We start from the raw sequence: 12,182 nt of genomic DNA on the forward strand, positions 1-12,182 counted from the left end.
GGCAAGCCAGCTCCCACAGTGTTTTGTGGTGTTGCTGAAATAATTGCCAGCAGATGTGATCGCGACCCTTGCCGTGGCGTCACTGATGCGCCAACTTAACGGCATCGTCCCGGAAGACTCCAGCCTTCATGTCATCGACCTCGTTCAAGCAGTCCCTGCGCCGTCTCTGGGCGCTGGATAAATTCAGCTACAGCATCCGGGTATTCATCGCCCTTACCGGCAGCATGGCGCTGTGCTGGTATCAGGATGAGATGACGCTGCTGATCCCGCTGTTCCTGGGGATTATCGCCAGCGCCCTGGCCGAGACCGATGACAGTTGGCAAGGCCGTCTCAACGCCCTGGCCGTGACGCTGGTGTGTTTCAGCATTGCCGCGCTGTCGGTGGAGCTGCTGTTCCCCTACCCGTGGATCTTCGCGATTTCCCTGGCCCTGGCCACCTTCTGCCTGACCATGCTCGGCGCCTTGGGCGAGCGTTATGGTGCGATTGCCTCGGCGACGCTGATCCTCTCGGTGTACACCATGATCGGCGTGGACCAGCGCGGTGGCGCGGTCTCGGATTTCTGGCATGAGCCGCTGCTGCTGGTGGCCGGTGCGGCGTGGTATGGCGCCTTGTCGGTGCTGTGGCAGGCGCTGTTTTCCAACCAGCCGGTGCAGCAGAGCCTGGCGCGGTTGTTCCGCGAGTTGGGGCGTTACCTCAAGCTTAAATCCTCACTGTTCGAACCGATCCGCCAGCTGGATGTGGAAGCGCGCCGCCTGGAACTGGCGCAGCAAAATGGGCGGGTTGTGGCTGCGCTGAATGCGGCGAAGGAAATCATCCTGCACCGCGTGGGCAATGGACGACCGGGCTCGAAGGTCAGTCGCTACCTCAAGCTGTACTTCCTCGCCCAGGACATCCACGAACGCGCCAGCTCGTCGCACTACCCTTACAACGCCCTGGCCGAAGCCTTCTTCCACAGCGACGTGCTGTTCCGCTGCCAGCGCCTGCTGCGCCAGCAGGGCAAGGCCTGCCAGACCCTGGCCGAGTCGATCCAGCTGCGCCAGCCGTTCATCTACGACGACAGCTTCGCCGAAGCCCTCGGCGACCTCAACGCGTCCCTGGAACACCTGCGCATCCAGAGCAACCCGGCGTGGCGCGGGCTCCTGCGTTCGCTGCGCGCGCTGGCGGCCAACCTGTCCACGCTGGACCGCCTGCTGGGCGATGCGAGCAACCCCGACCGCCTGGCGGAGGCCACCGACAGCAACCTGCTGGACCGCGCCCCGCGCAACCTCAAGGAAATGTGGACGCGCCTGCGCACGCAGATGACGCCGACGTCGCTGCTGTTTCGCCATGCGCTGCGTCTGTCCCTGGCGTTGACCGTCGGCTACGGCATGCTGCATGCGATCCATGCGTCCCAGGGCTACTGGATCATCCTCACCACGTTGTTCGTGTGCCAACCGAACTACGGCGCCACCCGGCGCAAGCTCGGCCAGCGGATCATCGGCACCGCCATCGGCCTCACCGTGGCCTGGGCGCTGTTCGACCTGTTCCCGAGCCCCTTGGTGCAGTCGATGTTCGCCATCGCCGCTGGCCTGGTGTTCTTTATCAACCGCACCACCCGCTACACCCTGGCCACGGCGGCGATCACCCTGATGGTGCTGTTCTGCTTCAACCAGGTCGGTGATGGCTACGGTTTATTCCTGCCACGGTTGTTCGATACCTTGCTCGGCAGCCTGATCGCCGGCCTGGCGGTGTTCCTGTTCCTGCCCGACTGGCAAGGCCGGCGCCTGAACAAAGTGCTGGCCAATACCCTGACCTGCAACAGCATCTACCTGCGCCAGATCATGCAGCAATACGCCGCCGGCAAAAGCGACGACCTCGCCTACCGCCTGGCGCGGCGCAACGCGCACAACGCCGACGCGGCGCTGTCCACGACCTTGGCGAACATGCTGATGGAACCGGGGCACTTCCGTAAGGAGGCCGATGTGGGCTTCCGCTTCCTGGTGTTGTCCCACACCTTGCTCAGCTACTTGTCGGGGCTCGGCGCCCACCGTGAAACCCAGTTGCCGGCGGAGGTGCGTGAGCATCTGATCGATGGCGCGGGGAATACGTTGGCGGCGAGCATCGATGAGATCGCCACGGGGCTGGCAAACAAGCAGCCGATTGCGATTCAGAGTGACGCCGAGGAAGCACTGGCGGCGGAGCTGGAGCAGATGCCGGATGAGATCGATGAAGGGCAGCGGTTGGTGCAGACGCAGTTGGCGTTGATTTGTCGGCAGTTGGGGCCGTTGCGGACTCTGGCCGCGCATTTGATCAAAGAGACGGGCGAGGCTTAGATCGCTATCGCGGGCAAGCCCGCTCCCACAGGGGACCGCATTCCTACAGACAAATGCATTCCAAATGTGGGAGCGGGCTTGCCCGCGATGGGGCCCGCACAGGCCCTACATCCCATGCGCCTTCATCAACCGCGCATAACTGCCATCATCCTTCATCCGCGCAATCTCCCGATCAAACCCGGCCACGATCTGCGCATGCTCCGGGTTCTTCAGGCTCACCAGAATATGCAGGCTGTTTTCACTCAACGGCGTCGGTAAAAACTCCACCGCATTGCGCACCTTGGGCGACTCGCGCGCCAGGTAATACCGCGCCACATATTCATCCTCCACCGTCAGCCGCACCCGCTGCGCCGCGAGCATGCGCACGGCCATGGAGAAGTTGTGCACAGGCACCTTCTGCAACTGCACATCGCCGTCGAACGCCGCCGAATAGGCGTAACCGCGCACCACCGCAATCGGGTAGTCGTGCAACTGCGCCAGGTCTTTGAAGTCGATGGGATCGTCACGGCGCTTGATAAAACGCACGCGGTTCAGCAGGTATTCGCCGGAAAACTGCCCCAGGTGCGTGCGGGCATCGTCGTACCAGGCGTTGACCAGCACGTCATAACGTCCGTCGCCCACGCCCATCAGTGCCCGGGCCCAGGGCACCTGTTCGAAGTCACTGGCGTAGCCCGCGCGGGCCAGGGCAGTGCTGACGATGTCGGTGGCCAGGCCGCCATTGATCAAGGTGGCATCGGTAAAGGGTGGCCAGGCATCCGCGACCAGGCGTAAACGCTGGGCAAACGCCGGCTGGGCCAGCAACAACACTCCAATCAAAGCAACGGCACGAAACAATCGCGGCATGCTCAACGTCCTTGGCGGGCCCAGAGGTTCTAACAGTAGCTCAAGATTACACAAAGAAACGGGCGGCGAATGCACTCAATGATGGCAAATTGATTTCACTCACAAAAATGCGCTGATTTAGACACAATCGGCTGCCGCGCTTACTATCCACAGCACCTACTGATAAGAGAGTTCGCCATGACAGTCGATTGGGTCTGCAAACATCACACTGACTTGGGCAAGGAACAGCTGTACGCCATCCTGCGCCTGCGCGGCGAGGTGTTCGTCGTTGAGCAGAAGTGCGTCTATCAAGACATCGACGGGCAGGACCTGGACGGCGACACCCACCACCTGATGGCCTGGCAGGATGACCAGCTGGTGGCCTACCTGCGCCTGCTGGACCCGGAGTCCCAGGGCGGTGACGTGGTGATCGGCCGGGTGATCGTGGCGCCGGTGGCGCGCGGCACCGGGCTGGGGCATCAGATGATGGAAGAGACGCTCAAGCGCATTGAAGATATCTGGCCCGAGACGCCGATCTTTCTGTCGGCCCAGGCGCATTTGCAGGGGTATTACGGGCGGTATGGGTTTGTGGTGGCGGGGGAAGAGTATCTGGAGGATGACATTCCACATATTGGTATGCGGCGGGTTTGAGGGCCTCATCGCGAGCAAGCCCGCTCCCACAGTTTGATTTGTGAACACCGTTCAAAATGTGGGAGCTGGCTTGCCTGCGATAGCGCCAGTTCCCTCACCACAAAACTTCAGGGATACCCCAACACCTGCTTCACCGAAGCCAGATTCGCCGCAATCCACCCCCGATCAATCGCCCCCCAGCTGCGAATCCGATACTGCCCCGCATGGTTGCGCGCACCGTCTTCCTGCTCGAACTCACACACGATGTCCAAGTCCGCCAACGCCGCAATCGTGTCCTGCGCCGTGCGCCGGGGCATGCCGGTCACGTCGGTCAGCGCCGGCACGTTGCTGGCCAGGCCGCTGTCGATCAGATACGCCACATACAGGCGGCGGTAGAAGCTGCTCTTGGTCTTGCTCACATCCATGGTCAATCGCCTTGTGCGCTCAGGGTTTGCCTTGCAGGTCGCGATACGTGAGGTACACCCGCAGGTCGAATTCCACCTGATGGTAGCCCGGCATCATGTAGTCGCAGAGTTTATAGAACGCCTTGTTGTGGTCCGATTCCTTGAAGTGCGCCAGTTCGTGTACCACGATCATGCGCAGGAACTCCGGCGCCGCGTCCTTGAACAGCGCGGCGATGCGGATCTCTTTCTTCGACTTGAGGTTACCGCCCTGCACCCGTGAAATCGTGGTGTGCAGGCCGAGGGCGCGGTGGGTCAGGTCGAGGCGGTTATCGAACAGCACTTTGTCGATGGCCGGCGCGTTGCGCAGGTGTTCCTGCTTCAAGGCCAACGCGTAGGCGTACAGGGCCTTGTCGCTTTGCACGGCGTGGCGCTCGGGGTAACGCTGCTCCAGGTAGGCGCCCAACTGGTCTTTGGCGATCAATTGGCGCACTTGCTCCTGGAGCGCAGCGGGATAGGCCTGGAGGTATTTCAGCGCGGTCATGGGGTCTGCAACAGGGTTCGAATGGCCGCCAGTGTAGCGAATTCAGCCCAGGCGAGGGGGCGTCCAGGCCACGATCTCTTGCGCCATCAACGGCTGCGCCACCCACGGCCCCTGGATAAACGGGCAACCATTGGCCTTGAGCCATTCGGCCTGGGCCTGCGTCGCCACGCCTTCGGCGACCACCAGCACATCAAAATGCCCGCACAGCTCGATGATGCTGCGCGCCATCGCCGCATCCCGTGGCGAACCCGGCAGGCGCGAGACCAACTGCGGGTCGAGCTTGAGCGTATCGAAATCCAGGTCACGCAGATGGGCGAGGGAACAATGGCCCATGCCGAAATCATCCAGGGCGATCCGCACCCCGACCTGACGCAGCAACTTGAGCTGCTTGGCGGACTCTTCCAGGTTGCTGGTCAAGCTGTCTTCGCCAATCTCCACCTCCAACTGGCGCCCCTGCAAACCATGGCGCTCCAGCACCTGCTGCAGCTGGGCCGCGAGGTTGGGCATATTGAACTGGTTGCTGCTCAGGCTCACGCTCAGCACCAGCTCAGGGTCGAAGGTCGATTGCCACGCCTGGCGCTGGGCCGCGACTTGCAGGTAGATCCAGGCGCTCAACTGGCTGATCAGGCGCGCCTCCTCCAGCAGTGGCAAAAACAGCCCCGGCGGCACATCGCCGACGCTGGGGTGCTGCCAGCGCAACAACGCCTCGACGCCACGCAGGCGCCCATCCTCCACCGACACCTGAGGCTGGTACACCAAGGTGAAATCCTTGTTCTCGATGGCGGTGCGCACACTGTCTTCGAGCATCAGGCGTGAGCGGGCGCGGCCGTTCATTTCCTGGTCGTAATAACGATATTGCTGACGCCCTGCGCGCTTGGCTTCGTACATGGCGATGTCCGCTGCACGCAGCAGGCCACTCAAGTCCGCGCCGCAATCGGGGAAGGTGGCGATGCCGATACTCACTCCAAGCATCACATCCAGGCCTTCGATCTGTTGGCAGATCGACACACGTTCGATGAGTTTTTCTGCAATTTTGGCCGCTTGTTCGGCGAATTCCAGCTCCAGCAACGCGGTGAACTCATCCCCGCCCATGCGCCCCAGGATGTCACCGGAACGCAGGCACGCCTGCATTTGCTCCGACACCCAGCGCAGCACCCGATCCCCCGCATCGTGCCCCAACGAATCATTGACCCGTTTAAAACCGTCGAGGTCCAGGTACAGCAACACCAGCGCGTGGTCGTTACGTTCGCTGCGCAGCAACGTGCTTTCCACGGCCTGATGGAAACCGCGGCGGTTCAGCAGGCCGGTGAGCGGGTCGGTGACGGCTTGAAATTCCAATTGTTGGTGCAGGTGGCGCACTTCGGACATGTCCAGCACCGTCACCACCATGGCCTTCTGCTCGCTGGGCAACGGCGCACTGGAAAGAGCCACCGGCACCTGCTGACCACGGCTGGTACGCAAAATGGCGTCGTGCTGGCGCCAGGTCTCGCCTCTGCAATACGCCTCGTACATCGGGAAGCTCAGCCAGGCGGGCACATGGGGCTTTTGCAGGAAGCTCAGGAAACTCTCGCCCTGCAACTCGGCCATCGTCGCATTCAGCAGCCGCGAAATTGCCGGGTTGGCGTACTGGATCACGCTGCCCTCGCCCACCACCAGGATGCCTTCGGCGGCGTTGTCCAGCACCGACGCATTGAAGGCGCGGGCCGATTCCAGGTCATGGCTCAAGCGCTGCAAGGCCCGGCGATTGCGCTGGTGCTCCAGCAGCGCCTGGACCTTGGGCTTGAGGATATGCGGGTCGAATGGCTTGAACAGGTAGTCGATCGCACCGCTGGCATAACCTTCCAGCACCGCGGCGGGCGATTGGGCGTGCGCCGTGAGGAAAATAATCGGCGTCATGCGTGTGCGCTGGCTGCCGCGCATCAGCCGCGCCACTTCAAACCCGTCCATGCCGGGCATGCGTACGTCGAGCAAAACCAGGTCGACTTCGTGGGCCAGCAGCAATTCCAGCGCTTCCAGCCCGGACGCGGCGGTCATTACCCGCCAGTCTTCACGCTGCAAAAGCGCACGCATGCTGATGAGGTTTTCCGGGTAGTCATCGACCACCAGAAGAACCGAACTGCCATCGCCGTTGTGTGGAGCGCAATCCATGCTACGTCTCTTCCTTAAGGAGCCATTCCGGTCATTTTTGAGAGAAAACCCGGACAAACCCTGAGGGCTCACTCTAGACCCGGTTCCGTTAAAGCAGAAGTGACGTGGATGCCATCATTGACGCAAAGCTCAGGAAGCCGACTAACGGTCAACCCCTACAGGCCACGAATCATGGGAAACATGGCTTTTTGGCATTCCTTTGGCGCCAATAAATCGTCAGAAAATGTTTAACAACCGTAGGACCACCGCCTATAAAGAACCCGTCTGGCCCACGGGCCAAAGCCTTCACCTTCTGTAAAAGGCCTACACCATGATCGATCTTTCCACCTGGAACCTCAGCATCCCGGTCGGCTCGCCCCCCCGCGACCATCGACACGCCGAAGCTGATGAGCGGCTTCAACGACCAGTACTTCCAGGCCGAAGGCAGCAACGTGCAATTCTGGACGCCAGTGACCGGCACCCGCACGGAAAACGCCATTTACCCACGCAGCGAACTGCGTGAGACCTACGCCGATGGGCGGTTACGCAACTGGACCTACCCGGATGCAAACAACTTCCTGCGGGCCACGTTGGAGGTCAACCAGGTGCCCTCCTCCGGCAAAGTGGTTATCGGGCAGATCCATGCCTATGACAGCCAGAAGCCACTGATCAAGCTGGAGTATCAATTCAAGGAGAAGACCCAGACCGGCAATATCGTCGCCAAGGTGCGCATGCGCCCGGATGATGGTGAAGGGCGGGTGATAACCGTCGCCTCCAATGTGCCGCTGGAGAAGAGTTTTACCTATGTCATTAATCTGAATAAGGCTGGATTGCTCAGTGTGTATGCCGCTGATGGGCAGTGGAACGAGCGCATTGGTGCGGCGTGGGGGGCCAAGCCGTTGTATTTCAAGGCGGGGGTCTATGTGCAGGACAACAGCGGCAACAGCAAGGAAGGGGCGCGGGTGACGTTCGCCAAGCTGGATATTGATCACGACTGAGCATTGCTCACTGTCGTGTAGGCAGCGTCCTAACGAGCCAGCGATCAATCACCTTCTTGAACACGCCAATGATCCCTGTGGGAGCCGGGCTTGCCCGCGATGGCAGCCAATCAGGCAACATCTTCGGTGACTGGCCCACCGCCATCGCGGGCAAGCCCGGCTCCCACAAGGGTTCTGCGTCCTACAGGGCCGTTGCGGTACGCCTGCCTGCCTGACTTCGCCGAGCGTGACTTGAATAACGTAGCCAACATTGCACGCATTCTGGTGCAGGACGTGAGCGATGTGTTCCGCGTGATTGAACATCGTGGTTTTGATACACCCGACGCCGCCTGATCAAATCCCGCCCATAAAAAAGCCCGCATTTGCGCGGGCTCTTTGTTCACCACCTACCTCTGATTATCACTCTCTGCATTCAATTAACAGATTGATAAACGGGGAATACAAACGCGCCTGGATATAGCGAAGGAGTATGGGTAGCTGTCAGATATCACAGGTTACGAAAGGACTGGAGGACGTGAATATGAGCCTGTTGGATTTTTGGGCGCCTACAGACTGCCCCCCATTCACCTCTCGGCGAGATACCGATCATGGCCCTTCACCCATTCAAGCTTTCAACCAACAGCGGCGCAGACACAAACGTCATGAGTACAACTCCCCCCGCTCAGCCCAACGCTGCCCTGCAGGTATGGCACAAAGAGTTTGCGGGTGTGGTTGCAACATGGAGAAACGTCGGTACTGGGTATGCTGATATTTACGGCGCCTTCGGAATATGGCTGCCTATTCCTAACGACGGCGACCTGAGCCAGTGGGCCGTCACTAACGGAGAACACCCCGATACAGCTGCTCCTGCGACCGGGCAAAGCGCGGATCCTGTGATTTCGAAGTTGCTGGGCAATAATTCATCGATATTCGTTGAAGGCACAGGAACGCCCTATACAAGAGTCGATGTGCACGAAGCGGGTACGGGTGTATTCCTGGGCTCTCTCCCAATACGGGCCGACGGGACCTTTTCTGGTGGGATTGGTAATGTCCGACCGGGCTTTATCAATATCGTCGTCAGGTACACAGGTGACAACGGTAGTACTTTTTCGGGATGGAGTAACGCCATGCAGACAGATGCAACCTAGCGCGCCCCCTTAAATGCCCACAAAAAAAGCCCGCATCACTGCGGGCTTTTTTTCAAACAGTAAGGCTCAATTCACCTTAGCGTTCAACTCACCCTTCAAATACCGCTGATACATCGCTTCCAACGAGATCGGCTTGATCTTCGAAGCGTTGCCGGCAGTGCCAAAGGCCTCGTAGCGCGCGATACACACGTCACGCATGGCCGTCACGGTAGCGCCGAAGAATTTGCGCGGATCAAACTCGCTCGGATTGGTAGCCATCAGGCGACGCATCGCACCGGTGGACGCCAGGCGCAGGTCGGTGTCGATGTTGACCTTGCGCACGCCGTGCTTGATGCCTTCGACGATTTCTTCAACCGGTACGCCGTAGGTTTCTTTGATGTCGCCGCCATACTGGTTGATGATCGCCAGCCATTCCTGCGGTACCGAGGAAGAACCGTGCATCACCAGGTGGGTGTTGGGGATGCGCTTGTGGATTTCCTTGATGCGGTCGATGGCCAGCACGTCACCGGTAGGTGGCTTGGTGAACTTGTAGGCGCCGTGGCTGGTGCCGATGGCGATGGCCAGGGCGTCAACTTGGGTCTTCTTGACGAAGTCGGCAGCTTCTTCCGGGTCGGTCAGCATCTGGCTGTGATCCAGCACGCCTTCGGCGCCGATGCCGTCTTCTTCGCCGGCCATGCCGGTTTCCAGGGAACCCAGGCAGCCCAGCTCGCCTTCAACCGACACGCCGCAGGCGTGGGCCAGGGCGACGGTTTGCTGGGTTACGCGTACGTTGTACTCGTAGTCGGTTGGGGTCTTGCCGTCTTCGCCGAGGGAACCGTCCATCATCACCGAGCTGAAGCCCAGTTGGATGGAGCGCTGGCACACGTCAGGGCTGGTGCCGTGGTCCTGGTGCATGCACACCGGGATGTGCGGGAATTCTTCGATGGCCGCGAGGATCAGGTGACGCAGGAACGGCGCGCCGGCGTATTTGCGGGCACCGGCCGAAGCCTGGACGATCACGGGGGAGTCAGTCTTGTCAGCGGCTTCCATGATGGCGCGCATCTGCTCAAGGTTGTTGACGTTAAAGGCTGGGACGCCGTAGCCGAACTCGGCTGCGTGGTCCAGCATTTGACGCATGCTGATAAGTGCCATTGTGTTGTCTCTCCCGGTCGAGGGTCGTTAATCGTGCAAGCCTGCCGTAGCGGCGGCTGCTATTCAAGTTATTGCAGGCCAGGGTTTGCATGCCTGGCTTGCTGAATCGTTATTGCTGATTGGATTCAACCAATCTGAATTTGAAACGGGGTCAATGTGGGAGCTGGCTTGCCTGCGATGGCGGTGTGACAGTTACCGAATTCGTCGGCTGACCCACCGCTATCGCGGGCAAGCCCGCTCCCACATTTGGATCTCATCAAATTTGAGACCTTATTGGGCCTTGCAGCCACGGCCGATCAAATCATCGGTGGCCACCCAGTAAACCAGGCCTTCCTCACCTTTTGTGTGAAACGCCAATTGGTCGTTGGCGTACAGCACACCCGAGGCGGCCACGTCTTGTTTCAGGCGGTAGACCTGATCGGAACCGCCGAGGCGTACATCCACCTCGGATTTAGCCGCATTGGCAAAGCGCCAGTTGACCTCGGCCTTGCTGTCGCAGGTCCAGGTGGTCCACTTGTCGGCAGTTTCTGCCTTGCTGTTGAACATGTTCATGCTGCTGCAGCCGGCCAACAGGGCCAGGGCTGCCAGGGCGAAAACGCCTTTCATTGCCAATCCTCGTGAGGCGACCCGTGGCCGCCAGTTGATCAGACCCGTCAAGGACAACCCTGTTCCTGACCGTTGGGCGCGGCGTCGTATTTCTCCAGACGCTCGTTGCCGATGCGCTTGTTGATCACCGGCATGGTCTCGGCTTGCCAGTCAGCCTGGTAGCAGCTTTTTTTCGCCTGCGCCCCAGGCGTTCCGGCCTCGGGCGCCGCGTTTGGCGTGCTGCCGCAGCCGGCCAACAGGCCCGCGGCGATCACCAGTGCCAACGACTTGATCATGGGAAGACTCCTTTTCCGCATCACCCGCTTTAGCCTTTGGCTCGGGTTTCCAGCACTTCCACGGCCGGCAACACTTTGCCCTCGACGAATTCGAGGAACGCGCCGCCACCGGTAGAAATGTAGGAGATCTGATCGCTAACGCCATATTTATCGATGGCCGCCAGGGTGTCACCGCCGCCAGCAATGGAGAATGCCGAGCTTTCAGCGATGGCCTTGGCCAGTACCTTGGTGCCGTTGCCGAACTGGTCGAACTCGAACACGCCGACCGGACCGTTCCACAGGATGGTCTGGGAAGCTTTCAGCAGTTCAGCGAAGTTGGCTGCGGTTTGCGGGCCGATGTCCAGGATCATGTCGTCGTCGGCCACGTCAGCTATCAGCTTGACGGTGGCGGCGGCGCTTTCGGCGAATTCCTTGGCGACGACCACGTCGACCGGCAATGGCACGCTGACTTTAGCGGCGATGGCGCGGGCGGTGTCCAGCAGGTCCGGCTCGTACAGGGACTTGCCCACCGGGTGACCAGCTGCGGCCAGGAAGGTGTTGGCGATGCCGCCGCCGACGATCAACTGGTTGCAGATCTGGCTCAGGCTGTTGAGCACGTCCAGTTTGGTGGACACCTTGGAACCGGCCACGATAGCGGCCATCGGTTGCGCCGGCGCACCCAGGGCCTTGCCCAGTGCATCCAGTTCAGCCGCCAGCAACGGGCCAGCAGCCGCGACCTTGGCGAACTTGGCCACGCCGTGGGTCGAACCCTCGGCGCGGTGGGCAGTGCCGAAGGCGTCCATCACAAATACGTCGCACAGCGCAGCGTATTGCTGGGCCAGTTCGTCGCTGTTCTTTTTCTCGCCTTTGTTGAAGCGCACGTTTTCGAACAGCACGATATCGCCGGCTTTGACGTCAACGCCGCCCAGGTAGTCAGCCACCAGCGGCACGTCGCGGCCCAGGGCTTTGCTGAGGTAATCGGCTACAGGCTTGAGGCTGTTTTCGGCGGAGAACTCACCTTCGGTCGGACGACCCAGGTGGGAGCAGACCATCACGGCCGCACCTTTTTCCAGGGCCAGCTTGATGGTCGGCAGCGAGGCCAGGATTCGCGCATCGCTGGTGACAACACCGTCCTTGACTGGGACGTTGAGGTCTTCGCGGATCAGTACGCGCTTACCTTGCAGATCGAGGTCGGTCATCTTCAACACGGTCATGGGTCGCAGTTCCTGA

The 12,182-nt window shown here is 60.6% G+C and carries 12 protein-coding genes and 2 pseudogenes; 6 read left to right on the forward strand and 8 right to left on the reverse strand.

What is annotated here, in order from left to right:
* Positions 1-128: 128 nt before the first annotated feature.
* On the forward strand, positions 129-2,312 hold the full coding sequence (gene yccS / locus B348_RS0108365; RefSeq protein ID WP_017735678.1) for a YccS family putative transporter: 2,184 nt from the start codon (positions 129-131) through the stop codon (positions 2,310-2,312).
* A 105-nt stretch (positions 2,313-2,417) separates the two neighbouring features.
* Here the strand turns inward: yccS and B348_RS0108370 are convergent, their stop codons facing one another.
* Entirely contained in the window at positions 2,418-3,155 is a 738-nt protein-coding gene (locus tag B348_RS0108370; RefSeq protein WP_017735679.1) for an ABC transporter substrate-binding protein, read from the reverse strand.
* Positions 3,156-3,332: 177 nt separating this feature from the next.
* Between B348_RS0108370 and B348_RS0108375 the strand changes: the two genes are divergently transcribed.
* Positions 3,333-3,785, forward strand: a complete 453-nt coding sequence (locus B348_RS0108375) for a GNAT family N-acetyltransferase (RefSeq protein WP_017735680.1) — start codon at positions 3,333-3,335, stop codon at positions 3,783-3,785.
* 107 nt (positions 3,786-3,892) lie between these two features.
* On the opposite strand, the gene B348_RS0108380 is transcribed toward B348_RS0108375, so the two are convergent.
* The 3 genes from B348_RS0108380 to B348_RS0108390 are packed head-to-tail and all read right to left on the reverse strand — an operon-like array spanning position 3,893 to position 6,857.
* Complete coding sequence (locus B348_RS0108380; RefSeq protein WP_017735681.1) at positions 3,893-4,189, reverse strand: helix-turn-helix domain-containing protein; 297 nt, start codon at positions 4,187-4,189, stop codon at positions 3,893-3,895.
* 19 nt (positions 4,190-4,208) lie between these two features.
* Positions 4,209-4,709: a M48 family metallopeptidase gene (locus tag B348_RS0108385; protein WP_017735682.1), complete on the reverse strand. Its 501-nt coding sequence runs from the start codon at positions 4,707-4,709 to the stop codon at positions 4,209-4,211.
* A gap of 42 nt (positions 4,710-4,751) precedes the next feature.
* On the reverse strand, positions 4,752-6,857 hold the full coding sequence (locus tag B348_RS0108390) for a bifunctional diguanylate cyclase/phosphodiesterase (protein ID WP_017735683.1): 2,106 nt from the start codon (positions 6,855-6,857) through the stop codon (positions 4,752-4,754).
* A gap of 310 nt (positions 6,858-7,167) precedes the next feature.
* On the opposite strand from B348_RS0108390, the pseudogene B348_RS0108395 reads away from it, so the two are divergent.
* From B348_RS0108395 to B348_RS1000000131520, 4 genes and pseudogenes are all read left to right on the forward strand, one after another.
* Positions 7,168-7,834, forward strand: a pseudogene (locus B348_RS0108395) (polysaccharide lyase family 7 protein).
* Positions 7,835-7,902: 68 nt separating this feature from the next.
* Positions 7,903-8,049 (forward strand): hypothetical protein, encoded by a 147-nt coding sequence (locus B348_RS1000000131725; protein WP_017735685.1) that lies wholly within the window; start codon positions 7,903-7,905, stop codon positions 8,047-8,049.
* A pseudogene (locus B348_RS1000000130760) lies at positions 8,042-8,167 on the forward strand (fructose-bisphosphate aldolase); the annotation flags it as partial. The gene B348_RS1000000131725 and the pseudogene B348_RS1000000130760, both read left to right, overlap by 8 nt.
* Before the next feature lie 254 nt (positions 8,168-8,421).
* On the forward strand, positions 8,422-8,961 hold the full coding sequence (locus B348_RS1000000131520; RefSeq protein ID WP_157356487.1) for a hypothetical protein: 540 nt from the start codon (positions 8,422-8,424) through the stop codon (positions 8,959-8,961).
* A 66-nt stretch (positions 8,962-9,027) separates the two neighbouring features.
* Here the strand turns inward: B348_RS1000000131520 and fba are convergent, their stop codons facing one another.
* From fba to B348_RS0108420, 4 genes are all read right to left on the reverse strand, one after another.
* Positions 9,028-10,092 (reverse strand): class II fructose-bisphosphate aldolase, encoded by a 1,065-nt coding sequence (gene fba / locus B348_RS0108405; protein ID WP_017735686.1) that lies wholly within the window; start codon positions 10,090-10,092, stop codon positions 9,028-9,030.
* A 270-nt stretch (positions 10,093-10,362) separates the two neighbouring features.
* Positions 10,363-10,698: an MliC family protein gene (locus tag B348_RS0108410; protein ID WP_017735687.1), complete on the reverse strand. Its 336-nt coding sequence runs from the start codon at positions 10,696-10,698 to the stop codon at positions 10,363-10,365.
* 47 nt (positions 10,699-10,745) lie between these two features.
* On the reverse strand, positions 10,746-10,973 hold the full coding sequence (locus B348_RS0108415) for a hypothetical protein (protein ID WP_017735688.1): 228 nt from the start codon (positions 10,971-10,973) through the stop codon (positions 10,746-10,748).
* Positions 10,974-11,002: 29 nt separating this feature from the next.
* A complete protein-coding gene (locus B348_RS0108420; RefSeq protein WP_017735689.1) occupies positions 11,003-12,166 on the reverse strand; it encodes a phosphoglycerate kinase in 1,164 nt (387 codons plus the stop codon).
* Positions 12,167-12,182 lie beyond the last annotated feature (16 nt).

Source organism: Pseudomonas sp. CBZ-4, assembly GCF_000346755.1.
Taxonomy (GTDB): domain Bacteria; phylum Pseudomonadota; class Gammaproteobacteria; order Pseudomonadales; family Pseudomonadaceae; genus Aquipseudomonas.